The 25,666-nt window shown below is 62.7% G+C and carries 16 protein-coding genes; 6 read left to right on the forward strand and 10 right to left on the reverse strand.

Translation table 11 applies throughout. The features are described from left to right. Positions 1 to 8 precede the first annotated feature (8 nt). Positions 9 to 443, forward strand: coding sequence for a DUF695 domain-containing protein (locus O0879_RS18970; RefSeq protein WP_289899900.1), 435 nt, complete (start codon positions 9 to 11; stop codon positions 441 to 443). On the opposite strand, the gene bla is transcribed toward O0879_RS18970, so the two are convergent. Beyond that, positions 444 to 1,337 (reverse strand): class A beta-lactamase, encoded by an 894-nt coding sequence (gene bla / locus O0879_RS18975; RefSeq protein WP_289918174.1) that lies wholly within the window; start codon positions 1,335 to 1,337, stop codon positions 444 to 446. Next, complete coding sequence (locus O0879_RS18980; protein ID WP_289918176.1) at positions 1,330 to 4,005, reverse strand: PAS domain-containing protein; 2,676 nt, start codon at positions 4,003 to 4,005, stop codon at positions 1,330 to 1,332. Before O0879_RS18980 ends, bla begins: the two co-directional genes overlap by 8 nt. Positions 4,006 to 4,513: 508 nt before the next feature. Between O0879_RS18980 and O0879_RS18985 the strand changes: the two genes are divergently transcribed. Then, positions 4,514 to 6,739, forward strand: a complete 2,226-nt coding sequence (locus tag O0879_RS18985; RefSeq protein WP_289918178.1) for a TonB-dependent receptor — start codon at positions 4,514 to 4,516, stop codon at positions 6,737 to 6,739. Positions 6,740 to 6,813: 74 nt separating this feature from the next. On the opposite strand, the gene gluQRS is transcribed toward O0879_RS18985, so the two are convergent. The 8 genes from gluQRS to O0879_RS19025 form a co-directional block, all read right to left on the reverse strand. Continuing rightward, positions 6,814 to 7,740, reverse strand: coding sequence for a tRNA glutamyl-Q(34) synthetase GluQRS (gene gluQRS, locus O0879_RS18990; RefSeq protein WP_289918181.1), 927 nt, complete (start codon positions 7,738 to 7,740; stop codon positions 6,814 to 6,816). Between the two features lie 105 nt (positions 7,741 to 7,845). Beyond that, a complete protein-coding gene (locus O0879_RS18995) occupies positions 7,846 to 8,250 on the reverse strand; it encodes a hypothetical protein (RefSeq protein ID WP_289906299.1) in 405 nt (134 codons plus the stop codon). Between the two features lie 6 nt (positions 8,251 to 8,256). After that, positions 8,257 to 13,251 (reverse strand): PAAR-like domain-containing protein, encoded by a 4,995-nt coding sequence (locus O0879_RS19000; protein ID WP_289918182.1) that lies wholly within the window; start codon positions 13,249 to 13,251, stop codon positions 8,257 to 8,259. After that, on the reverse strand, positions 13,248 to 14,546 hold the full coding sequence (locus tag O0879_RS19005) for a DUF2169 domain-containing protein (protein WP_289918183.1): 1,299 nt from the start codon (positions 14,544 to 14,546) through the stop codon (positions 13,248 to 13,250). The genes O0879_RS19000 and O0879_RS19005 overlap by 4 nt, the downstream gene beginning before the upstream one ends. Positions 14,547 to 14,548: 2 nt before the next feature. Further along, a complete protein-coding gene (gene tssI, locus O0879_RS19010; RefSeq protein WP_289918184.1) occupies positions 14,549 to 16,690 on the reverse strand; it encodes a type VI secretion system tip protein TssI/VgrG in 2,142 nt (713 codons plus the stop codon). Between the two features lie 78 nt (positions 16,691 to 16,768). Then, entirely contained in the window at positions 16,769 to 17,809 is a 1,041-nt protein-coding gene (gene tssG, locus O0879_RS19015) for a type VI secretion system baseplate subunit TssG (RefSeq protein WP_289918185.1), read from the reverse strand. Then, positions 17,773 to 19,638: a type VI secretion system baseplate subunit TssF gene (tssF, locus tag O0879_RS19020; RefSeq protein WP_289918186.1), complete on the reverse strand. Its 1,866-nt coding sequence runs from the start codon at positions 19,636 to 19,638 to the stop codon at positions 17,773 to 17,775. The genes tssG and tssF overlap by 37 nt, the downstream gene beginning before the upstream one ends. A gap of 78 nt (positions 19,639 to 19,716) precedes the next feature. Continuing rightward, positions 19,717 to 20,529 carry an outer envelope protein gene (locus tag O0879_RS19025; protein WP_081922859.1) on the reverse strand — a complete coding sequence of 271 codons (813 nt, stop codon included), beginning with the start codon at positions 20,527 to 20,529 and terminating at the stop codon, positions 19,717 to 19,719. Between the two features lie 440 nt (positions 20,530 to 20,969). On the opposite strand from O0879_RS19025, the gene O0879_RS19030 reads away from it, so the two are divergent. From O0879_RS19030 to O0879_RS19045, 4 genes are read left to right on the forward strand one after another with little or no spacing between them, the layout of a single operon-like run. Further along, on the forward strand, positions 20,970 to 22,484 hold the full coding sequence (locus O0879_RS19030; RefSeq protein ID WP_289918187.1) for an ABC transporter ATP-binding protein: 1,515 nt from the start codon (positions 20,970 to 20,972) through the stop codon (positions 22,482 to 22,484). Beyond that, positions 22,477 to 23,553, forward strand: coding sequence for an ABC transporter permease (locus tag O0879_RS19035; RefSeq protein WP_099665242.1), 1,077 nt, complete (start codon positions 22,477 to 22,479; stop codon positions 23,551 to 23,553). The genes O0879_RS19030 and O0879_RS19035 overlap by 8 nt, the downstream gene beginning before the upstream one ends. After that, positions 23,546 to 24,475, forward strand: coding sequence for an ABC transporter permease (locus O0879_RS19040; protein ID WP_099665241.1), 930 nt, complete (start codon positions 23,546 to 23,548; stop codon positions 24,473 to 24,475). The genes O0879_RS19035 and O0879_RS19040 overlap by 8 nt, the downstream gene beginning before the upstream one ends. 37 nt (positions 24,476 to 24,512) lie before the next feature. After that, positions 24,513 to 25,589, forward strand: a complete 1,077-nt coding sequence (locus tag O0879_RS19045) for a BMP family ABC transporter substrate-binding protein (protein WP_289918188.1) — start codon at positions 24,513 to 24,515, stop codon at positions 25,587 to 25,589. The last annotated feature ends 77 nt before the right edge of the window (positions 25,590 to 25,666 follow it).

Here is a 25,666-nt window from a genome sequence, read left to right on the forward strand (position 1 = left end):
TTGCAACCATGAACGAAAATTCCACTTCCGCCCGCAGCTGGGGCACCATCGTCACGCATAGCGACGAGATGGCCATCATCTACCGCTATGTCGACACCTTCCATGACGATTGGGACCTGTCGTCGCAGCCGGACCGCATCATCATCGCCTGGCGCTATGAGGACGAGACGGGCATGCCCGCGCCGAACGAGCGCGAGCACATGGAAGAGCTGGAAGCGGCGCTGGCGCCCGTGGTGGAAGAGCAAGGCTTCGCCACGCTGGCCCTCGTGTCGACGGGCGAGAACTTGCGCGAATGGATTTATTACACGCAGTCGGGCGAAGAATTCTTCAATCGCCTGAACACGGCGCTGGCGCCGCGTCCAAAGTTCCCGATTGAAATCCGCAGCGCGGCCGACCCCGCCTGGTCCACGTATGCAGGCTTCATGGCCGCGTTACCGAAGTAATTACGTCAATGCGGCGGCCACGATGCGCGTGGCGGCCGTGATGATGTCCTGGTTCGTGTCCGCTTTTTTCTGTTCGCGCGTGTAGTACACGGCGATGATCAGCGGCGCGCCGCTGGCCGGGTAGGCGACGCCGATGTCGTTGACGCTGCCATACGCGCCCGAACCCGTTTTATCCGCCACCTGCCAGCCGGCAGGCATGCCGGCGCGGATGCGCTTGTCGCCCGTCGTGTTGCCGCGCATCCAGGTGTCCAGTTGCTGGCGCTGCGGTGCCGGCAAGCTATTTCCCAATAACAATTGCTGCAAGCTGTGCGCCATGGACGCGGGGCTGGCCGTGTCGCGCACTTCGCCGGGAATGGCGCTATTCAATTCCGTTTCCCAGCGTTCCAGCTGGAACACCGTATTGCCGATGCTGCGCGCAAACGCCGTCACGGCTTGCGGTCCGCCCAATATTTTCATCAAGAAATTAGCCGCGCTATTGTCGCTGTACTGCAAGGTGGCGGCGCACAGGTCGGCCACGTTCATGCCGTCGGCCAGATGCTTTTCCGTGATGGGCGAATACGTGACCAGTTCTTTTTTCTCGTAGCGCACGTGCTGATCCAGCAAACCCGGTTGGCTGACGCTGCGGGCCAGCACGGCGCCCGCCAGCATCGCCTTGAAGGTGCTGGCCAGGGGAAAGCGTTCGTCGGCGCGATAGGCAACGCGCTGTTCGCTGCCGTGGCGCCAGGCGGCAACGCCGAGGCGTCCGCCTGCGGCCTGTTCCAGCGCGGCCAGCTGCGTCTGGGCAGCGGCGATGCCGGTGGCGGGCGCGGCAAACAGCAGCGGTGTCGGGCACAGCAGGGCGGTGCCGCCGGCCAGCAGGAGGTGGCGGCGGACGTGGTTCAGGGATTCAGTCATGGTCGGTCAGTGTTGTTGGAGTGGAAAGGGTGGCCAGCAGTTCGCCGATGGCAAGCAGGTTGGCCGGTTTGGTCAGATGGTGGTCGAAGCCGGCCGCGCTCGACTGGCTGCGGTCGTTTTCGGCGCCCCAGCCCGTCAAGGCAACGAGCACGACGTTGGCGCCGGCCGGTATCCGGCGCAGCGCGCGCGCCACTTCATAGCCGTTCATGCCGGGCAAGCCGATGTCGAGGAAGATGACGTCCGGTAAAAATTGCGGCGCCACGGCCAGGGCTTGTGCGCCGTCGTGGGCCACTTGCGTGGCATGGCCCATCATGTCGAGCACGGCGGCAAGGGTATCGGCCGCATCGACATTGTCGTCGACCACCAGCACGCGGAAATGCGGGCCGCCGGCGGTGCTGGCGGGCGTGGCTGGTGCGGAAGGCGCTATCGCTGCCTCCGTCAGCAGGGGCAGGCGCACGCTGAAAGTGCTGCCCAGGCCGGCGCCGGGACTGGCCGCCGTGGCGCTGCCGCCATGCAACTCGGCCAGGCGCCGCACCAGCGACAGGCCTATACCCAGCCCGCCCTGCGCGCGGCCCATGTTCTGTCCCACCTGGGTGAACATGTCAAACACGGTCGTGATTGACTCGGCGGGGATGCCGACGCCGCTGTCCTTGACCTCGATCAATGCCTCATTGCCATCGCGCCGCGCGCGCAAGCTGATCTGGCCGCCGGCCGGCGTGTACTTGGCGGCATTGTTGAGCAGATTGCCCAGTACTTGCGCCAGGCGCGTGGGGTCGGCCTCGAGCGGCAGTGCTTGCTCATCGACTTGCACCTGCAATTGATGGCGGCTGGCCTCGATCAGCGGCATGCTCGTTTCCACGGCGCTGGCGATGATGGTTTTCAAGTCCGCGCGTTCCAGCTTGAGTTCGATCTGGCCCCGCGTAATGCGGGCCACGTCCAGCAAATCATTGACCAGATGCACCATCTGATTGACTTGCCGCTCCATCACGTCGCGCACTCTCGCCACGGTGGCGGGCTTGTCGGCGGCCAGGCGCATGATTTGCAAGCCGTTGCGGATGGGCGCCAGCGGGTTGCGCAGTTCGTGCGCCAGCGTGGCGAGGAATTCCGTCTTGCGCCGGTCCATTTCGGACAGGTTGTCGGCCAGCTGGCGCAATTGCTGCTCAGAGCGCTTGCGCTCGCTGATGTCGCTGAACAATACCGTCAGCAGGCGGCTGCCGGGGCCGCCCAGGCGCGCGGCGAAGACTTCGAACCAGCGCTCCATGGCCACGGCTTCGTTTTCGTAGCGCACGGGCTCGCCGGTCTTGACGACCTGGTCATACATGTCGAACCAGTGCTGGTCGTGGTCGGGCACGAAGCTGCGGATGGTCTTGCCGATGGCATTGTCCAGTCCCGATTGCTTGACGAAGGCGGGGTTGCCTTCCAGGTAGCGGAAATCGATGGGGCGGCCTTGCTCGTCGTACAGCATTTCGATGACGCAAAAAGCCTGGTCCATCAGCTCGATCAGGGTGCGGTAGCGTTCCTCGCTGCGGCGCAGCGCATCTTCCACCTGTTTCTGGCGCGTGATGTCGAGCAGGACGCCGGGCAATTGCAGGGGCGTGCCATCGGGCGCGTATTCCGCGCGGCCCCGCGCGATGACCGAGCGGTACTGGCCATCGCCGGCGCCGACGCGGTAGCTGGCCTCGAACGGCGTGTGCGCCTGCAGCGCCTGGGCAATCTGCGCGCTGACTTGCTCGCGGTCATCGGGATGGATGATCTCCAGGTAGCGCGCCAGCGGCGCCGCCGTGGCCGCATCGGCATTGACGGGGAACAAGCGCGCCATATTGCTGTCGGCCGTGACCCGGTCGGCAACGATGTCCCAGTTCCAGGTGGCCACTTCGCCGGCCGCCAGGGTCAGGCGCAGGGTTTCCTCGTTCTGCTTGCTGGTCGTCAAGTCGAGCGAGATGCCGGACAGGGCGATCACGTTGCCGGCGCCATCGCTGGCGCAGGTGCCGCGCATGTGCGCCCAGTGCAGTGAACCGTCGGGCCAGCGCACGCGGATGTCGATTTCGAAATCGCTGGCGCTGGCGATGGCCGCGTGCACCACCGTTTGCCAGTGCTGCAGGTCGCCGTCGAGCATGGCGCCCGTCAGCTGCGCGTAATCGATGCGGCTGTCAGGCGGCAAGCCCAGATTCGCCTTGAAGGCGTCGGAGCCGGCCATGCTGCCGCTGCCCAGGTCGATCTCCCACGTGCCCATGCGGCCGCCCTGCATGGCCAGGCGCAGCCGCTGTTCCGTCTGCCGTTGCCGCGTCACGTCGCTATGCGAGCCCAGCCATTCAACGATGCTGCCGTCGGGCGCCAGCACGGGCAACATGCGCACGAGCATGTTGCGGTAGGCGCCGCTGACGTGGCGCAGCCGGTATTCCGCTTCGAACACGCTGGTCAAATGCGATGGCATGACGTAAGGCAAGTTGCGGTCGTCCGGATGCAGGGCATTGACCCAGCCGCGGCCCAGCAGTTCGGCTTCGGTCTGGCCCGTGAAGGCGCGCCAGGACGGCTGGTCGGCATCGAACAGGCCGAAGGTTTTCGTGCTCCAGACGATGTCGCAATGGGCGCTCAGCAGCAGATGCGCCGCCTGGGCGGCGACGGTGGAGGACGGGACGGCGTTGCTGGGCTGGCTGGGTTCTGGCATGGAGGCTATCGATGATGGTGCAGGGGGCCGGTGCCGCACTGGAATGGGGCGGCCTGGCAACTTCATTCTGGCGATATTACAACTATTTTTACCCTCGGGGCTGTCTCGCAGGGCAGCAATTCCGCTTTCGGCTGGCCTGGCGAAAAGGTGCGTCACGCGGCATGGCATCGGAGGAAATAGCAAGGCGAGCACGCTATTGTGGCTGAATAACCACTAGTCTGGCCTTTATGTTGATGAATGAATATTTTACATAACAATATTCTTGCAGCGCATAAGGCGCTTGAATTAAATTGGCGCCTTACTTAAAAGTTGGTGTTCATCAGACATCCCGGAGATGCGGCCAGAACCGCTGTCAGCTTGGACGACAGCCAGGGCAGAGCCAGTGACGCCGAGAGCGGAGAGACATCCGCTCGCGCTGTTGCACCGAAATGGTGCAAACGATCATCCAGCGCCGTACATAACCCGGAGACAGGTTTCGCAATTCTTTTTTAAACTTCTGGGAAACAACATGATCAAGATGTCCAAGATGCACAAGCGTTTGTGCGCCAAAAGCGCTGCTATGCTGGCACTGTCCGCTGCCTTGCCTATCGGCTCGGCTTATGCTGATGAAGTCGCTGCTGATACGACCCCTGCCGCCAGCCAGCTGGAAACCGTGACCGTGACGGCGCAGCGCCGCAAGGAAAATATCCGCGACGTGCCCGTCTCCGTGTCGCTGCTGCGCGACGAGAAGCTCGACGTGCTGGTGTCCGGTGGACAAGACATTCGCGTGCTGGCCGGCAAAGTGCCGAGCCTGAACGTGGAATCGTCGAATGGCCGCACTTTCCCCCGCTTCTACATCCGCGGCTACGGCAATACCGACTTCAACATCTTTGCATCGCAACCTGTTTCCCTGATTTACGACGATGTCGTGCAAGAAAATCCTATCCTCAAGGGCTATCCGATTTTCGACGTGGCTGGCGTGGAAGTGCTGCGCGGCCCGCAAGGCACCTTGTTCGGCCGCAATACGCCTGCCGGCGTGGTCAAGTTCGAATCCGTCAAGCCGAACCTGGACAAGGTTGAAGGCTATTACAACGTTTCCGCCGCCACGCACAACACCACCAATTTCGACGGCGCCGTCAACGTGCCGCTGAGCAAAGAATGGGCCATGCGTGTCTCGACCTTGCGCCAGCACCGCGACGATTACGTCGACAACACGTTTACGGGCCAGAAAAATGCGCTGGACGGCTACAACGAACACGCGGAACGCGTGCAATTGATGTATGCGCCGAACGGCACGTTCAACGCCCTGTTCAATGTGCATCAGCGCAGCACCACGGGCAGCGCGCGCGTGTTCTTCGCCAACGCCATCAAGCTGGGCACGAATGACCTGGTCGACGGTTTCAATCCGACCAAATCCTACACCGATGCCTTGAATTTCCAGGAACTGCGCACCAATGGCGCCAGCGCTCGCCTGAGCTGGGAACTCGACGGCGTGAAGCTGTACTCGATCACCGGTTTCGAACGCGTGGGCAAGTATGTGTCGCATGGCGACATCGACGGTGGCGCGCCGGGCATGGTGCCAAAGATTCCATTCCCGGTTGAAACGGCTGGCGGCATCAGCGGCGTAAAACAATACTCGCAAGAATTCCGCGCCGAATCGAAAAATGCCGGTCCGCTCAATTGGCAGGCTGGCGTGTACTACTTCAATGAAGATGCCAACGGCTACACGGATAATTTCGGCGGTAGCGACCATGCGCTCGTTTCGCACCTGGCCAGCCGCCAGAAAAACAGTGCCTGGGCCACCTTCGGTTCCGTCAACTACGCCGTCAACGATGACTTCATGGTGCGTGCCGGCTTGCGCTACACCAAGGACAAGAAGGATTTCAACACGGTGATTGCGACCAACGTCCCGCAAATCAACCCGACCAGCGCCGATGTCAGCAAAGCCAAGGTCAACTGGGACCTGAGCGGTACCTACAAGTACAACAAGGACGTGAACTTCTACGGCCGTATCGCTACCGGTTTCCGCGCGCCAAGTATCGCGCCAGCCAGCAAGGATGTGTCTGTGACCGTGGCCGATGCGGAAACGATCACCTCGGTTGAGGCGGGCATCAAGGCCGACCTGTTCAACCGCCGCGCCCGCGTCGCGTTCAGCGTGTACGACTACCAGGTGAAGAACCAGCAACTGACGGTCGTGGGCGGCACCGCGAACGTGACGCGTTTGATCAACGCAGCCAAGACGAATGGCCGCGGCGCGGAACTGGAACTGGAAGGTTTTGTCACGCCTAGCCTGAAGATGTCCCTGGGCGGCAGCTATAACTTCACGGAAATCAAGGACCCGAGCCTGTCGGTAACCCCGTGCCGCAGCTGCACCGTGACCGATCCGAAAAACGCCGCCGGCTTCGCCATCATCAATGGCAATCCGTTGCCGCAAGCGCCGAAGTGGACCGTTACCGCCACGGGCCGTTATTCGATCCCGATGGAAAACGGTGAATTCTTCGTCTTCACGGACTGGGCTTACCGCAGCAAGATCAACTTCTTCCTGTACGAGTCCACCGAGTTCACCGGCAAGCCGATGGTCGAAGGTGGCTTGCGCGTGGGCTACACCTGGGATGCCGGCAAGTATGAAATGGCCGTTTTTGGCCGCAACATCACCGACACCCAGCGTATCACGGGCGCCATCGACTTCAACAACCGCACGGGCTTCATCAATGAGCCACGTCAGTTTGGTGTGCAGTTCAAGGGCAACTTCTAATTGCCTGATACCAGGTGCCGGCCATGTGCTGGCGCCTGCATTGCTGCCCGCCCGGTTCGCCGCGGCGGGTTTTTTTATGGATGCTCGGGAAGCTGCGCCAGCCGCTGCGCCCAGGCGGGAATGGCTTGCCGCCAGAAGTCTTCCACCTTGTCGGCACGCACGTCGAGGCCGAGGAAGCGGGCCGCCGGCAGCAGCGCCGACGCCAGCAGGTCGGCGGCATTGCTTGCCGTATCAAAGGCGAGGGCGCCCGTCTGTTTGGACAGCTTTTCGCCGCTGTCGTTCGTGACGACAGGCACGTGCAGGAAACCGGGGTGGGGCAAGCCCAGCACATCCTGCAGATACAGCTGGCGCGGCGTGGAATCGAGCAAATCCGCGCCGCGCACCACCTGCGTGATGCCCTGCGCGCCATCGTCGACCACGACGGCCAGCTGATACGCCCAGTAACCATCGCCGCGCAGCACGATGAAGTCGCCCACCTCGCTGGCCAGGTCCTGCCGCTGCGGACCCGCCCAGCGGTCGGCAAAGGCGTACACGGCTTCGGCTCCCTGCGGCACCCGCAGCCGCAAGGCCCGTGCCGCCTTGCCCGGCGCCAAGCCATGGCGGCAAGTGCCCGGATACACGGCGGCCCCACCCTTGGGGCCACCCGCCTGCAGTACCGAATCCTGGATTTCCTTGCGCGAACAGCCGCACGCATACACGAGGCCATCGTCCTGCAACTGCTTCAGCGCCGCCTCGTACAGCGGCAAGCGCTTGCTCTGCCACGTCGCCTCGCCATCCCACTGCATGCCGCAGCGTTGCAGGCTGGCCAGGATGCCCAGATCGGCACCCTCGACATTACGGTCATAGTCCAGATCCTCGATGCGCAGCAGCCACGTTCCTTGATGCACCTTCGCATCGAGATAACTGGCCATGGCGGCAACGAGCGAACCCATGTGCAGGGGGCCTGAGGGGGAGGGGGCGAAGCGGCCGATGTAGGGGACGGCGAGGTGAGAACTGTTCATTCGTGCTGGCGCAAGCGCTACACAGGTAGTCTGCGCTTGTGAAGTTGGCTATGGTTGGAGTCCAGTATCGGGGAGCGAACGAGGTGTGTCAAATCGGGCGACAGGTTAGTTAATTAGTAAATACTCTACTTTATTGAAAATCTCTGCTATCTCCTCTTTGCAATAGTGGGGATCATTTAATTCTCGCCATTGAATTCCAGATAATTTTTTATTTTCCTCATGAAATTTATCTCTGAAGCTAACTACAATGCTTCCATTGTTTGGCCAGTTATTGTTGCTTATGCTTTTTAGTATATTTCCTTTTTCCATCTCATTTATTAGTGCGATCATTATATTTTTTGGCATATGTTCCAGATGATCTACCCATTCGCATTTTCTATTTTTTATTTTTTCAATATTTCTTTTATTTTCTTCAAGTATTTCTTCTTCACTCCATGACCTAGGATATATGAAGTCGTATGTGGGATTTTCTTTAGTTCCATTGTTTTTCCAGTATTTTTTATTTTTCATCTGAATTTATATCTTTCTTCTTATTCCAGGGGTGAGGCTGCTTATGTCTGATGGGGAAACGTAATATTGTGTTGCGCCACCGCTACCAAATTGTGTATTTGCTGTTGCTATTCCTTTTGCTACGCAAATATCTTTGTTTACGCGATAGACTTGTACTTCTGTCCTCATAGATCGTGGATTGCCCATGCTATCTTTCCCTGCGGTTACCTGGGTTAGCTCATGATACTTCTTTACGTCGCCGGCTGATTTCATTAGGGTATGATTTGTGACGCCAAAGCCTGGTGCTGCTCCTGGTGATAAGGAATATAAAATTGTCCCCTTTTTTAATACCATATTGGTATAAGTATCTACAAAAGCGTAAGGATTGTTTGGGTATGTTGCTGTTCCTTGAGTTGCCCTTGCTTCGGATGCAGGATCCTTCCCAGCGCAAGGGTCGCAAGGTGTATTTTTTTGGCATCCAGCAGACAAACCCAGTGGATCGATCCATTGGGTTGGTGATTGAACATAAGTATATCCGTTCAGCCCTCCTAATAATCCTATCGGATCCTGCGTCAAGTACCTTGCAATGCCAGCGTCATAGTAGCGATATCGGTTATAAAACAGTCCAGTCTCTTGATCCTCATACTGCCCCTGAAACCGCAGCGGCTGCTCGATTTCCCCTTCCACATAAAGCAAGCGCCCCCAAGCCTTGTAGCGCCCGCTCCAGACCACGTTTCCTTGCGCATCCGTCAGCTCGCGTGGCGTGCCCAGGTGGTCGCAGTGGTAGTGGGTGATGCGGTCGCATGCTGCCGCGTCGCCGGCTGCCGCCTGGATACCTTGCCATGCCGATACATGATGCGCTTCAATGTCCGCCTGTTCTTGCGCAATGGCTGCCTGCAGTTCGACGTCGTGCCGGGTGGCGGGTAAATCCCACTGTGCGATGCGCGGCAGGTAGACCGCACTTGCCTGGCGGCAGGTTGGCGAACTGATCCTGGCCAGCGGCACGAAGCTGTCCGGCTCGTACAAATATGTGACAGTCTCGTCGTGCCCAAGTTCCTGCGCCAGCGTGTCACCGTCCCAGACGAAGAAGGTGGTGGCGGCGCTAGTGCGTGCGGGCTGGTCTTTGGTGATGTCCTGCCGATTGCTCCAGTGTGCTTCTTCTACCCGCTTGGCGATGCGGCGGCTGAAGGCGTCATAAAAATAGCGGGCGTGGTGGCGCGACTGGCGTTCTGTCCTGGTGGTGTGGCTGAGGCGGTTTTCGGCGTCGTATTCAAGCGCCAGGTCGCTCCACGTCGATTCCCTGCCCGGTGGATGGAAGCGCTTGCCGGTGGCATTGCCTTGCTCGTCGTAGTCGTATTCCGTATCGCCGTAGCGTTGCAGGACGTTGCCGGTAGCGGGCGCAGTGTCGACCAGATTGCCTGCCGGGTCGAAGGCGAAATGTTCGGCCAGGCCCGCTTGCACGGCGGACAGCAACTGTCCGACGGGGTCATAGGCGTAGCTGAGTTTGCCGAGCGGGCCGGCAGCCGTGGAACCCGTTTGGAAAATAGTGGTCAGGTTGCCTTGCGCATCGTAGTCGAAGCGGCGTTCGCGCACAGGGGCGGGCGCATCGGCGCCGCGTGCCAGGGTCAGCTGGGTGAGCCGCGATTGCGGGTCGTACTGGCGCGTGGCCAGCAAGCCGCTGCTGCCCAGCTGCCGCTGCTTTTCCCGGTGCAGCTTGTCGCGCTCCACGTCAACCACGGCCTTGCCTTGCCACAGTACGCCATGCCAGTGGCCGGAACCGTAGCGCAAGGTATCGATGCGGCGACCGTTCGGCAAGACCGTCTGGATACGGTTGCCCAGTTCGTCATAGGCGTGCGTCATGACAAAGCTGGCGTCCGGTACGCGCGGGGCGTTCGGCAACCGTGCCGTCGCTGGCAAGTCTTGCAGGAAACAGGCGCTGCGCTCCTCGATCAGCTGGCCCAGCGCGTCGTGGACAAAGCGCTGTTCGGCTTGTGGCGCGGACACGGCCGTCAGGCGGCCCAGCGCATCGTAGGCGTAGCGCACCACGCCATCCGCCGTGGTCTTGACTTGTAACAAACCGAGCGCGTCGCGCAGCAACTGCGTGCGCTTGCTGCCGCACTCGGTGGCGGTCAGGTTGCCGGCCTGGTCGTAACTGTACTCGGTGCGCTTGCCGTCGAAGCCTGTTTCCGACGTCAGCCAGCCTTCCGTGTGATACGCGAGCCGGTAGCTTTCGCCCTTGGCATTGATCAATTCCGTTAGTTGCAGCGCGCCATCGTAGCGATACTGCAAAGTCTGGCCGATGGCGTCCGTGCGTTCGACGGGCAAGCCCTGGCCGTTGTAGCGGTAGCGCGTCTGCTGATCGGCCGCATCCACGTGCAGGAGCAGATTGCCGTCCCCATCGTAGGCGTATTGCTCCCGGGTTTGATCGGGCGCCGTGAGACGGATCAGCCGGCCCAGCGCGTCATAGGCATAGCGGGTGGTATGGCCCAGTGCATCGCGGGCCGCTTCCAGCCGCCCCAGCGCATCGTAGCGGTATTCGCTGGTATGGCCGGAGCAGTCCGTGTAGGCGGTCAGCCAGCCCTGACGGTTGTACTGAAAATGCTTGCTGCCGCCCCTGGCGTCGATCAGCTCCACCAACTGGCCGCGCTGGTCGTAGCGGTAGCGCGTGACGTGGCCCAATGCATCCGTGATGCTGACGGGACGGCCTGCCGCGTCGTATTCGCGCAGGGTGGTGTTGCCCAGCGCATCCGTGAAGGCGATAGGTTGATTTCCAGCATCGTATGCGATGCTGCTGCTGTGTCCCTTGGCATCGGTGCTGCGGGTCAGGTTGCCGGCTGCATCGTAGGCATAGCGCATGGCGGCGCCGTTGGCGTCGATATCGGCCAGCAGCATGCCATCGCGATCCCATTCGCGCCGGCCCAGCGAGGCAGCCTTGCCATCGATGACGCGGCGCACTTCGGTGACCAGCCAGTTGGCGTCGAATGTGTATTCGAGGACGCCGCCGTTTTCCGTGACGCGGCTGGTGTCGTTGTCCACATAATCGATGCGCGTGTGCTCGCTGCCGTCCTGGGCGAGCGTGGCGATGGCGCGCGCCTGGTAACTGTTGGCCAGGGTGACGGGGAAACGTTCGACCAGCTCCTGCTCGCTCAAGGGGGAACCGCTCCAGCGGGCGCGCAGCGCGTCCAGGCTGATCCATTCCAGCTCGTAACTAAAACCCGTGTAGCTGCTGCACGACGTGAGCAGGTGGTGACGATAGCTGTAGCAACGCGTGTCACCGAGCGCATTCGACTGGCTGATCAGGTTGTGGCGCGGCGCGAAGGGCGCCAGGGTATCGTTCGTCTCGACGGCATAGGCGTAGCGGACGTGGCAGAGGCGGCTGCCGTCTGGCAACACCTCGTCGACTCTTCCGATGTGGATGGCCTTTTCCGACTCCCCGCGCATGGCTTCGAGCACGCCGCCATCGTCGCTGCGCAGGCGCAGCACTACTTCGCCCGGTTTTGCATCGATCAACCGTTCGATGCTGATGCCGCGTCCATCGCGCCCTTCGCTACGCACGAGTGCAAAGCGTTGCGTGGCGACGGGAGCGGTCGGGGCCAGCATGGCGTTGACGCCGTCGTAGCCATGCGGCAGCCAGTCGCCTTCAGCGTGCGCGTAGCGGTCGACGCTGCCGTCGCGCCACAGCACGGTAAAAGTGTCGGCGCCGTCGCGCGTGAGCGTAAAACCTTCCTTGCGGCTGTCGTACTGCTGGCCCGGTTTCAGGCCAGGCAGGCGCAGGGCGCGGCCGCTGTCATCGTGCAACACGATGCCCGCATCGCACAGCGACAGGCTGGTGGTGTAGGGCGTAGACCAGCGCGCGCCCAACAAGCCCCAGTCCTCGCATTCGGCGCCGGAACGGTAGCCGCGCGTCCAGGCGATGGGGATGCTGCGTTCGAGCGTGAAATCCGTCTGGTACAGGATTTCCTGGCCCGTGCCGAAATGCACGGGCTTGCGGCCCTTGACGGTTTTTTTCGCGGGGCCGCTATCCTTGGGGCAGCAGTCGGAAGGCGGCTCCGATTTCGGTTCTTTCTTGCCACGGCTCTTGCCGTCGTCGCCGCCGTTTTTCGGGGGCGGTTTGTCGAGCTTGGGTGGTGGCTTGTCCGGCTTTTTTCCGACCAGCTTGTCCTTCACCTTGTTGATGGTCGGCGCCGCTTTTTTGTCGAGGAATTTGCTCAGTATTTTTCCACCAGGAATCTTGCTGAACACCGCTGTTTGCAGTAATGTGCCTGCCGCATTCGTGACGATGTCCGAGGCCGTATTGAGTAAATCAGGGGTCTTGCCTGTCAATATGTAATCGGCCGCCTGGTCGAGTACCGTGGCCGACGCTTCCATGGCCGTGCCTGTCACAACGGTCGTCGTGCCGGTAACCGCGCCAGTTGCTGCCGCTGTTTCCATCGCGGCAGCTGCCGGCAGGCCAACGCCGGTTGCCGCAGCGCCCAGTCCGGCGACACCCAGCACGGCACTGCCTGTCAGCACGGTGCCCCCCACGTCCACCAGATCTTCGGCGGTGCCATGCATTTTCTTGGAGCCATGATCCTTGTAATCCTGTGTCGCTTCCCGTGTCGCCGCCTTCAGTTCCTTGAGCACGGGCTTGGCCGCTTCCGCGCCCCGTTCATAAATCTTGCCCACCGTATTGCGCGAATTCATCCATACTTCGCGCCCCATCTGCACCAGGCCGGCGCCGTTGGCGCGGTGGATGGGGCTGGCCACCTTGGTGTCGACCTGCTTGCCGACGGTGCCGCTCTTGACGCCGCCCGCCTTGCCGGCCGCGTCGCCCTTGACGGTGGGAATGGTGCTGCGCTGGTGCAGGATGACGGGCTCGCTGTGCGACTTGACGTTGGGCGAGGCGTTCTGTGCTTCCGAGAATTCACCGATGATGTTGTAGGGAATAGGGGGCGTGCTGGAGCCGACGGGTGTCTTGCAAATATCAGGGCTGAGGCTGACGCAATAGAAGCGCGAAGCCTTGGTGACGGTTTCATTCGTCATGGTTTCTTGCCTTGCCCGGCGGCTTCGCCAAGCGCTTCCTGCGCTTGCTCCAGCAGTTCGATGCGCGCGATTTGCGCCGGCTCCATCACGTGCAGCAAGCGCGACGCGATCTGGCCCGCGTCGGCCGGCACGATGGCGCGCCACACCAGTTCCACGGTGCCCGCCTCGGGATCGACCAGCACCGTATCGATGGCCAGGCGCCAGACGAGCAACTGGTCGTTCTTGTCCGCCAGCAGCAAACACAGCACCTGCCGTGGCAGGGAGAAGCGCAGCACCGTGTTGCCGCGCGGGTCGATGCGGGCCGAGCGATGGTCGTGACGGCACAGATTGGTCAAGGTGAATTGTTCCCGTCCCGCCAGATGCGGGCATTGCTGGTCGGGCGGCGTGCTGTTCCAGTAGGCGAAATCGAAGTCTTCCGGCAGGGCGGGGATGTCGTCGGCATCCCATTGATCCTTGACGACGATGTTGCCGGCCAGCGCGCGGCGCGGCAGCCAGCCACGGCCGATAACGGCCAGCCCCGCCGGTGGCGGCAGTTCCTTGCCGCCGGCGCCTTGCCAGAACTGGGCGGCCGTGCACGGCAGCGACGGCTGCGTGATACGGGGCGCGGGCACCTCATCGATATGTTTTCCATCCAGGTACCAGTGCCGCGCGAAACCGCGTCCCAGGGGATTGGCCTGGCAGGAGTCGTGCGCCGCCGCGTTGCAGTCATCGGCCTCGATGCGGCATTGCCCGCCGTACGCGTAGCTGTAGTGCAGCGGCAATTGCAGGAACGCTACCGGTGCAGATAGCTGCCACGGATTGGGCCGCAGCAAGCCCACGGTGGCGATGCGGGCGCAGCCTTGCACCAGGCGCGTGAGGACGGCTTTCTTGCGGAAGGCGCGTTCGCCGCACACTTGCAGGGTCTTGTCGATCAGGGTCTTCTTTTCCGACTGCACCTTCAGGTTGACGAGAAATTGCGGCATCGCCTGGCCGCGCGGCGCGTGCGCCACGCCATTGACGATCACGTCGCAGCGCGGTTTATAGGGCGCGAAGTCGCTTTCCTGCACGGTGCCCGCCTGCGTGTCGTCGTCCAGGTGCAGGTCTTGCGTGGCCAGCGGCGACTGGCGCGCCATGGGCAGCAGGCTGGCCAGGCCGTCCGCGCCGCAGGGGCCAAGCGTGTAGCCCATGCGCGCCACCACCACATGGAAGGCCTCGCCAAACTGGTCGAGCATGTCGAACTGGCTGGCCGCGTGCGGCGTGCGGTTGTCGAACAGCAGGTTGGGAATATCGAAATGGGCTGTGCCGGCGTCGTTCATCGTCAGCCCGGGTTGTTGTCGATGTCATCGCCATGGATCTGTACCTTCGATCTGCCGCGGATGATGATTTCATCGGCAACAAGTTCGATGCGACCCGGCGTGATGGTGATGCTGGACGTGCCCACCGTCATCGTGTGCGAGTCGGCGGCTGTGAGTGTGCTGTCGGCGCCGACGATGACACTTTTCGCCAGGCCGATCTGCTCGGCCTGCGCCAGCACCACGGTGGTGTTCATGGCGCCGATGACGGTGGTCTGGTAGGCGGCGCCGATGGTCAGCACCTTAGCCAGGCCGATGGTTTCGTCCTTGGCCAGGGTCACCCGTTCCGAGCGGTGGCCGTCGATCTGCACCTGCTCGTTGCCGCCCACGTGTTCGCGGCGGTTGTCGCCGATGTCGATGTGTTCGTCATGGTCGACGCGCTCACGGCGGTTGTTGTGCACGGTGATGTCTTCATCGTGGTCCACCGTTTCCGTGCGGTCGCGCTTGACGTGCACGGTTTCATCGCGGTCGACGGTTTTGCGCCGGTCATTGCCCACCCAGTGCGATTCGTCATGCTCGACTTCGATGCGCTGGTCTTTTTCCGCATGCAGCCACAGCTCTTCCGCATCCTTGCGGTCTTCGAAGCGCAAGGCGTTGGCGTGCGCGGTCGAACCTTTCTTTGAGGAACGGCTCAGCATGCCGCTCTGCGTCTTGTTCGCCGGCAGCTCCCACGGCGGCATGTTGCGCGCGTTGTAGACGCAGCCGATGATGAGGGGCATGGCGACGTTGCCGTCGAGAAATTGCACGGCCACTTCCATGCCCACCCTGGGCAGGCTGATGTGGCCGAAATTCGGGCCGGCCCAGTTCGATATCACCCGTATCCACGGCGAACTCTTGTCGTCGAAGGTACCCAGGCGGTCCCAGTGGAATTGCACCTTCACGCGCCCGTAGCCGTCCGTGTGGATTTCCTCGCCGGGCGGCCCGACGACGGTGGCCGTCTGCACGCCGTAGATCTTCGGTTCGCGGCTATGGAAATTGCGGCCGGGGCGCCAGGGGATGGCGCGGGCGATGCAGGTAAAGGTGTTGCTGTAGTGCGAAGTGGCGCCGTGTCCTTGCTGATAATTGTTGCTGGCGTAGTGGTGCACGGACAGGATCAGGTATTCGCTGGCTGCGCTGTCGAAATGCCCGCCCAGGGTGAACCAGCGCCCTGGTTGCGCCGTGCGATCGTTGCCTTGCGCCTCGAACAGCTGTCCCTGGGCGTCGCGCTCTTCCATGCGGCGCCGGGCCAGCTGTTCTCCATCGTCGATGTTTTTAAAACCGTAGCTGCCCGTGTTTTCATACACTTCCAGCGATGGCACGGCGCCCTGCCGGTTCAGCGAGTCGCGGCTGGCGCGGGCGCTGCGCGGATTCTTGAAATTGAAGCTGGCTACCGTCATCTGGCTTGGCGCCATGCGCCGCACGGTGCTCCATTGATGCACGCCATCGTCTTCCAGGGAGCCGGCCTGATGCTGGAAGGGGATTTCACTCAGTTCACCATCGATGGGCTTGCCGGATGTGCTGTCGTCCGACAGCCACAAGGTGTGGCCGTCAAGGCGGTGTTCGTAGCGGTAGTGCCAGCCCAGTTGTTCCCAGTGGCGGTGCAGCAGGTTGTGGTCGCTCTCGTTGTGCTGGCATGTGTAGGTGATGGCGGGATCCGGGCCGCCGGCGGCCAGCTTGTAGTCGCGCATCAGGTAATCATCGAAGACCTTGTCCGTCAGCGCCGCCACCGTCAAACCGTGGAAGGCGACATTGTTTTGGCGCAAGTGCAGGTGCGACAGCCACGGTTCCAGCACCATTTCGTAAAACGCAAAACCGCCGTCCGTGCGCAGGAAGCGAAATTCAAATACGTAGCCATTGAAGTAGCGCAAGGTGCCGTCTTCGCGCACCAGGTCGACGGTCACCATCTTGCCCATCACTTTGTCGAGCGCGATGCTGGCATTTTCGGACAGCACTTCCACCACATAGGAAAAGTCGCGCGACAGGCTTTCGCTCGCGGCCAGGCTGTTGGCCAGGAACTGGATACCGGCGGGGCCATCGCCCTGCGGAAAGTGCAGGCGCAGCAGGCGTTGGCCCTGCATGTCGCCCGTTATTGCCGTCCATGCCGCCGTCGTATCGGGGAACTGGCTCATCGTGCATCGCTTCACGGTAGGGATCGTTGGCCGACTGTAGCAATAGCGAACACAGGCGTTTTTGCGCGGCCGCAAGGTTCAATCGTTGAATGAGGGCATCAATTGCATTTCGTAGTGCATGTCATCGCGGTGGCGCGGCGCTGCCGTATCGCCGAGGAAACTGTTGCAACCGAGGCCGCCTTGTGGCGCGGCCGTCAACGCCATGCCCCGCACCTCGCTGGCGCGCAGCACCAGCACGATGTCGTAGCGCACGAGCGGCTGGCCGAACAGCATCAGCATGTGGCGCAGCGCCTGGCTGGCCGGGGCACGGGGCAGGAAACTGGCGTGCTGCTGCGCCGTGAGCGGGCCGAGGCGCAGGCGCACGGCCAGGTCGGGACGGCGGCAGCGCTCGCCGACGAGGGCGCGCTGGCCCAGCACGGCGTTTTCTCTGCCCAGCGCCGTTTGTTCGCGCGACGCCAGTACGTCCATGGCGCCCGTCGCCTCGTCGATGTGGCAGGGCACGCCGAAATGGTCGCCGAGGATGCGCGCCATGACGATGGACGAGACGTCGTGTTGCTGGAGCAAGCCGCTGTACAGGCCGGCCGCCGCCTCGTCCTGGCCCGGGCGGCAAGCGGCCAGGGCCAGCAGGCGCGACAGGAAGTCCTTGGCATGGCCGGCTTGTTCGATGCGGTATTTTTGCCAGGCCTGGTAAAACAGGGCGACGGCGCGGCTGGAAAACAGGTCGAGAAAAGCGCGCGGGCCATTCTCGCGTTCGCTATGCTGGTGCGCGGCGATGCGCTCCGAATAGTGGCTGGGCAAGCTGCCCTGGCAACCCAGCAGGCCCATGAAGGCGGGCGTGAGGTGGATGGGCTGGCCCTGACCGGACAGCAGCGCTTGCAGCAGGGCATCGGCATCGGCTATGCCGCCGGTCGTGAGCGCCTCGACCTGGCTGGCGGGAAAGCGCAGCGAGACGCTATTGTCGAAGCGCACGAACTTTGTCAGCGCCGTGTGCTCGTCGACGCCGTGTGCGGCCAGCCACGCCAGCAGCAGGCGCAGTGCCTGGAAGCACTCGAAGCGCTGCGGCGCGTCGAGCAATTGCTGGATCACGCTGGCGTGGCGTCGGCGCTGCGTTCCGGGCATCGCAGGATTTCCTCGCCGCTGCGTTGGGACCGCAGCGTCAGTTGGCTAAAGCAGTTGAGCTGGCTGTTCAGGGCGAAATAACGCTGCAGCACCTGGGCAAAAATATAGATGCTGCTGCCGACGAAGGCTTGCTCGTCGATGCCCAGGCGGATGGCGATGCCGGGCATCAGGGTGGGAAACGGTACGGTGGGCATCCACGCGCGCGTGCTGCCGTGCTCGAGCGTGAGGATGCCCTGGATCAAGCGTTGCGTGGCGGGCGAGCGGGGCAGGTCGTACAGACTGAGCATTTTCTGGAATTCGCCCAGGCCCGTTTGCGTCAGGCTCGAGTAATTGAGCGACAGGTGCGCAATCAGGCGCCAGTGCGTGTCTGCCAGGAAACGCACGCTGGGCGTGGGCTTGCGCAGGAAGCGCGCGGGGATGCCGTCGGGCACGTCTTCGGCCAGCAGGTCGCCGCCGGGCAAGCCGTAATGCAACTGCGTGGGCAAGTCGCGGTTGCTGCACAGCAGCTGCGTCGAGACGGTGGCGCTGGCCGGGCTGTCCGGGGAGAATTGCGGGTCGATCAGGCTCAGGCGCATTTCATGGCCGGGGCTGATGGCGGCCACGGCTTCGTCGCGGCGCGCCAGCCAGTATTGACCATATTCCTGGCCACGTTCCTGGTCATATTCGCCCTGGGCGCCTTGCAGCGAGGCATACAGGGGCAGGAAGGCGCTCAGGCGATCGCCGGCCTGATCCTTGCGCACCACGGTGACGGCTTCGATGCTGTGGATGTCGTAGGCAAACGCATGCGTGGCATCGGCCACCAGGGCGTAGTCGGGCTCGGTATGCGTGAGGCGGATCGGCACACCGGACTTGGCAAACAGGTTGACGACGGGCGTGCAGCCGAGCAGCAGGTTGTCGCGGCTGGCGCCGGACAAGAGCCGCGCTTCGTGGCTGTCGCTGCGCACGCCCTTGAGCGGCAGGTGCAAGGTAAACTGGCGGCACTGTTTCGGCAGCAGGGGTGCCAGCAGCGACCATCCGATATCGATGAAGTGAAATTTTTCCGGAAAGGCAAAGTATTCGGTCAGCAGGCGCAGGGCCGGGTGTGAACGGGCGGAAATGGGAATCAGCGCGTCGTCGTCCGCATAGCCGGCCGGCGCCAGCAAGGTACCGGCGACGGCTTGCCACGGCCCGTGTTCGTCCAGCGCCACGTAGGCGCCCGCGCCGTGCAGGAACAGGGCGTCGAGCAGGGCCGCGCGCACGGACGGTTCGCCATCGGCAAACAGGCGCAGGCTGGAAAAGCCGGCCTGGTCCAGGTGGTACTGCTCGCTGCTGCTGGTGAACTGAATGCTCAGCAAGGCGCTGGCGCCGGCGGGCAGGCGCAGGCCGGGCGGCGCGTCGAGGAGCGGTGAAAAATGCAGGCGAGAAATGGTCAGCGGCGCCAGGGTCACGTCATACGCGCTGGTGAACTTGCAAGCCACGCCCTGCACCGGCTGCGAGCGCAGCACCGTGCCGCGCGCCACATGCGCAAGCTGGGCCAGCTGGCCGCCGCCCGGCGCTTCGTCGGCGGCGATGCGCACGATGGAGCACGAGGGAAACGGCCGCAGGTAGTGCGGATACAGGGTTTCGAGCAGGGAATGGGTAAATTGCGGATAGGCGTCGTCGAGGCGCTTGGCGACCCTGGCCGTGAGCAGGGCGACGGACTGGATCAGGCGCTCGATGTGCGGGTCTTCGCACGTCTCGCCGGCGATCAGCAGGCGCCCGGCCGCCTTCGGATAGCGGCTGGAAAACTCGCGCGTGTACTGGCGGAACAGGCCCAGCTCACGCTCGTAATACGGCAATAGTTGTTCCACGGTCGCGCTCTCCGCCAGCAGGAAAGCTCCATGCTGGCATCAGGCGCGACCGTGTGTGTTGATGCGTAACAATGAATTTTAGAAATGGTACTCCGCGCGTATCATCGGCGTCTTCGCCGTCTGGCCCACGTTGCCCGTGGTGGCGGGCGAGTTGCCGAACTTGTTCTTCCAGTACTGGTATTCCAGGCCCACGCGGAAGGTGTTCTTGGCGCTGCCCAGGGCCGCGCCCACGTCGAACATCACTTGCATGTCGATATTCGTTTCCACCGCCGTCTTGCGCCCCACTTCATCGTTGCCTTTTGAATCGATGAGATTGAAGAAACCTTCGAACGAGAACAGCGGCGACAGGGGGATGCCCCAGGCGCCCGTCAGCATGGCGTGCGTTTTATACGTGTAGCGGCCCGTCACCTGCGAGATGGGCGGGAAGGCGCCGCTGGGGGCGTTGCTTTCGCGCAGCAACAGCAGGCTGGTGTTGAAGAAGCCGGGCACGTCCCACATCAGGGTGGGGCCGGCCACCAGCATGCGCTTGCGCGAGTTGTAGCCGACGTCATTTTTCGTGTTGACGTCGAAGCCCAGGGTGACGCCGACGCCGCGCACGGGGCCGAACTTGATGTCGCTGCCGCGCACCTTGCCGATGTCGATGGTGTTGCGGTAGACCAGGTACGCCTCTTGCGCGCCGGAGGTTTTACCGAGTGCGCCTGGGTCCTTGCTGTCAGACATGAGGAAATCGAGGTTGACGAAGTTGCTGCCGTATTTGTAGCCGCTGGCGTGCGTGATGGCAAAGATGTTTTTCTTGATGTCGTCCGGATTGAACGGCTCGCGGTAGTCATTGCCGGCGCGCCAGCTCAGCGCGGTATCGCTCCATTCGGCAGCCTGGGCGGTCGCGCCCATGCCCAGGGTGGTAGTGAGGCAGAGCAACAGACACGGTATGGTTTTTGGCACTTTCGGCTCCTGATGGCGGTGTTGGAAAACGGGAAATGAAATAGCAGGGGGCGTAGCCCGCATGAAGCGCTGCGATGGGGCATATTGCGCGCCGTTCAATCCATGATGCGAGAAGCGCCGCGTCGGGCGATATGTCTTGGCTGCATACTTACTATCAGTTCTTGCATATAATCATCGCACCTTCTCGCCCTTGCGGGGCAAGGCGGCCGCTGTAAAGCTGATAATTTTTTTCAAAATTGTATACAGGTGTTGTTTTTTTGTGGAAATAGAAATGCGCGCCGCCGCGTCATCCCCCAAGCGCCGCGGATGCCGATACGATAGAGACAACAGCTTGAATTTCTCCACCGGCGACGATGCCGGCGACCTTGCAGCGAGGCACGAAAAAAACAATGACGGCACGCCTGGAATTACTCGATATCAGCAAGCGCTATCCGGCCGTGGTGGCCAATGACGGCATCTGCCTCACCGTCGCGCCCGGACAAATCCACGCCGTGCTCGGCGAAAACGGCGCCGGCAAATCGACCTTGATGAAAATCATCTACGGCGCCGTGCAACCAGACGGCGGCCGGATCCTGTGGAATGGCCGTGAAGTCGAGATCGCCAACCCGTCGGCCGCGCGCGCGCTCGGTATCGCCATGGTGTTCCAGCACTTTTCCCTGTTCGACACCCTCACCGTGACGGAAAACATCGCCCTCGGCTTGCCGGCTGGTACCAACATGGCGGAGCTGGCGCAGCGCATCGAAGCGACGGCGCGCCAGTACGGCCTGGACCTGGAGCCGCAGCGCCACGTGCACACGCTTTCCGTCGGCGAATGCCAGCGCGTGGAAATCGTGCGCGCCTTGCTGGCCAAGCCGCAACTGCTGATCCTCGATGAACCGACGTCCGTGCTGACGCCGGGCGCCGTGGAAAAACTGTTTACCACCTTGCGCCAGCTGGCGGCGGAAGGCTGCAGTATCCTGTATATCAGCCACAAGCTCGACGAGATCCGCGCCCTGTGCCATACCTGCACGGTGGTGCGCGCCGGCAAGAACGCGGGCGTGTGCGACCCGTCGCAAGAGTCGGCGGCCAGCCTGTCGCGCATGATGATCGGCGCCGAGCCGCCCGCCGTCACGCGCGTGGCGCGCACGCCGGGCGCCGCCATGCTGAGCGTGCGGCAGCTGGATTTGCCGAAGAGCCACCCGTTCGCCACGCAATTGACGGATATCAATTTCGACGTGCGCGCGGGAGAAATCGTCGGCATCGCGGGCGTGTCCGGCAATGGCCAGCAGGAATTGCTGGCCGCCCTGTCGGGCGAGGACATGCGCGCGGCCGCCGGCAGCATCGTGCTGAACGGCACGCCGGCGGGACGCTTGCCGCCGGGACGCCGGCGCGCCCTGGGCTTCGGCTTCGTGCCCGAAGAGAGGCTGGGACGGGGCGCCGTGCCCGACATGGGGCTGGCCGACAATGTGTTGTTGAGCTTGCAGACACCGGCCACCATCCGCCACGGCTTCCTGCGCCGTGACGCGATCGCGCAGCGGGCAGCCGCCATCATCGCCCGCTTCCAGGTGAAGGCGGGCGGGCCGCAGGCGCTGGCGCGCAGCTTGTCGGGCGGCAACTTGCAGAAATATATAGTCGGACGCGAAGTCATGCGCGAACCCACCGTGCTGGTGGTGGCGCAGCCGACCTGGGGCGTGGACGTGGGCGCGGCCGCGCAAATCCGCGCCGAACTGCTGGCGCTGCGCGACTCTGGCTGCGCGCTGCTGGTCGTGTCGGAGGAGCTCGATGAATTGTTCGACATCAGCGACCGCCTGCTGGTGATGGCGAAAGGAAAGATTTCGCCGTCGCTGGACGTGGGCGAAGCCAGCGTGGCGCAGGTGGGGCAATGGATGAGTGGGCTGTGGCCACAGGAGGCTATCCATGGCTAAGTTCGCCTTGCGGCTGGAAGCCCGTCCCACACCGTCGCGCCTGATGTCGTGGCTGTCGCCCGTGCTGGCCGTGCTGCTCACGGTGCTGTGCGGCGCGCTGTTGTTTCTTGCGCTGGGACACGATCCGCTGGCGGGACTGGCCGTCTTCTTCGTCGAACCCTTGCGCGACGCGCATGGCTGGTCCGAGCTGGGCATCAAGGTGGCGCCCCTGCTCTTGATCGCCGTGGGCCTGGCCATCTGCTTTCGCGCCAACATCTACAACATCGGCGCGGAAGGGCAGCTGACCCTGGGCGCCATCTGCGGCGGCGCGGCCGCCCTGTACCTCGACGACGGCGTGGGCGGCGCGGCCATCATCGGCGTGTCCTTGCTGGCCGGCATGGCCGGCGGCATGGTGTGGGCGGGCCTGGTGGCCTGGCTGCGCGACCGCTACAACGCCAGCGAAATCCTCGTCTCGCTGATGCTCGTCTACATCGCCCAATTGCTGCTCAGTTATCTCGTATATGGCGTGCTGCGCGACCCGGAAGGGTTTAATTTTCCTCAGTCGAAACTGCTGTCCGATGGCTTGCTGTTGCCGATGGTGATCAGCGATACGCGCTTGCACATCGGCATCGTGTTCGCCTTGCTGGCCTCCTTGGGCGGCTGGCTGTATCTGTCGCGCAGCATTTCGGGTTTTCGCCTGCGCGTGGGCGGCATGGCGCCGGCCGCGGCCCGCTATGCGGGTTTTTCCTCGCGCAAGACCTTGTGGTCGTCCCTGCTGATCTGCGGCGCCCTGTCCGGCCTGGCGGGCGCCTGCGAAGTGCTGGGGCCGATGGGACAGTTGACGCCCACGGTGTCGCCCGGCTACGGCTTTGCCGCCATCATCGTCGCCTTCGTGGGGCGGCTGCATCCCGTGGGCGTGATTTTTTCCAGCTTCGTCATGGCCCTGTTTTATATCGGCGGCGAACTGGCGCAATCGCGCCTCGGCTTGCCCAGCGCCATCACGGGCGTGTTCCAGGGCATCTTGCTGTTCGCCTTGCTCGCTTGCGACGTGCTGATCCAATACAAACTGCGCTGGAGGAAACATGGATAACCTGGCTTTCACCATCGCGCCCCTGATCGCCGCCAGCATCAATGCGGGCACGCCGCTGATGTTGGCCGCCCTCGGTTTATTGGTGAATGAAAAGGCGGGCGTGGTGAACCTGGGCGCGGAAGGCATGATGCTGGTCTCCGCCATCACGGGCTTTGCCGTGGCCGTCAACACAGGCAGTCCCACCCTGGGCTTTCTCGCGGGAGCGGGCGCCAGCATGCTGCTGTCCGGCTTCTTTGCCTGGCTGACCGTATGGCTGGGCACGAACCAGTACGCGACGGGCCTGGCCCTGTCTCTGTTCGGCGCGGGCGCGTCCACGTACATCGGCTTGAAGTATGTGGGCAACAGCTTGCAGAATGGCCGCTTCGGCATCCCTTACCTGGAAGACATTCCCGTGCTGGGGCCGGCCCTGTTCCGCCAGCATGCGATGGTGTATCTGTCCTTGCTGCTGTGCGTGGCCATCGCCTGGTTCCTGTACCGCACGCGGGCGGGCCTCGTGCTGCGCGCCGTGGGCGAGTCGCCCGCTTCCGCGCATGCGCTCGGCTATCCCGTGCGGCGCATCCGCCTGGCGGCCGTGCTGTTCGGCGGCGCCTGCTGCGGCCTGGCCGGCGCCTTTTTGTCGCTCGTCTACACGCCCCTGTGGGTCGAGGGCATGGTGGCGGGGCGGGGCTGGATCGCGCTGGCGCTGACCACCTTTGCCACCTGGCGCCCGGCGCGCGTGGTGGGCGGCGCCTACCTGTTCGGCGGCATCACGATATTGACTTTCCACGCGCAGGCGCTGGGCGTGCCCATCGCGTCGCAACTGCTGTCGATGCTGCCGTATCTGGCGGCCATCGTCGTGCTGGTGCTTATTTCCAGCAATGCCAATTACATCAAGCTCAACATGCCCGCTTCGTTGGGGAAAAATTTCAATCCCGGAAATTAATCACTCACCACAATAATCACTCACCACAAGGAAAACCATGTCCAAGAAACTATTGTGCGCCGCCGTTTGCAGTGCTGTTTTGATGCCCGTCATGGCCGCCGCTCCCGCGACGGCGCCGCTGAATGTCGGCTTCGTGTATATCAGCCCCATCGGCGACGCGGGCTGGACCACCCAGCATGACCTGGCCCGCAAGGAAATGGAAAAGGCGCTGGGCAGCAAGATCACCACCAAGTATGTGGAAAACGTGCCGGAGAGCGCCGATGCGGAGCGGGTGATCCGCGACCTGGCGCAAACGGGCAGCAAGCTCGTCATCACGACTTCGTTCGGCTACATGAATCCCACCTTGAAAGTGGCGAAGCAATTTCCTAATGTGAAGTTCATCCACCTGACTGGCTACAAGACCGCCGTCAACGTGGCCAACACGAATGCGCGTTTTTATGAAGGCCGCTACCTGGCAGGCGTGTTGGCGGGCAAGATGAGCAAGACCCATGTGGCCGGTTATGTCGCGGCGTTCCCGATCCCCGAAGTGTTGCAGGGAGTTAACGCTTTCACGCGCGGCATGCGCAGCGTCGACCCCAAGGCGGAAGTGAAAGTGGTGTGGGTGAATAGCTGGTTCGACCCGGGCAAGGAGCGCGACGCGGCCATCACCCTGATCGGCCAGGGCGCCGACGTGGTCACCCACCACACGGACTCGACCGCCGTGGTGCAGGCGGCGGAAGAGAAGGGCAAGTATGCGATCGCCTACCACTCGGACATGAAAAAGTACGGTCCGAAGGCGCAGCTGGCCGCCGTCACCCACCATTGGGGCGACTACTATACGAAGCAGGCGCAAGCCGTGCTGGACGGCACGTGGAAGTCCAGCAGCACCTGGGGCGGCATCAAGGATGGCATGGTCAAGCTGGAAGGCATCAACGCCGCCGTGCCCGCCGACGTGAAACAGTTTGTATTGGCGCGCGAGAAAGACTTGGTTGCTGGCAAGCTCAATCCTTTCAGCGCGCCGATCAAGGATAACGATGGCAAAGTGCGCCTGGACAAAGGCGTGCTGGACGATGCAGCGCTGACGAAGATGGATTATTTTGTCGAAGGCGTGGCAGGGAAAGTTTCCGGAAAGTAATAGGTTTGAGTATAAACTTGCTGTAATATTGCCGGAAACGGGAGCAGGGCCGGGGATACATGCGCGTTCCCGGCCCA

The organism is Janthinobacterium sp. SUN120, from assembly GCF_030397735.1.
GTDB lineage: Bacteria > Pseudomonadota > Gammaproteobacteria > Burkholderiales > Burkholderiaceae_D > Janthinobacterium > Janthinobacterium kumbetense.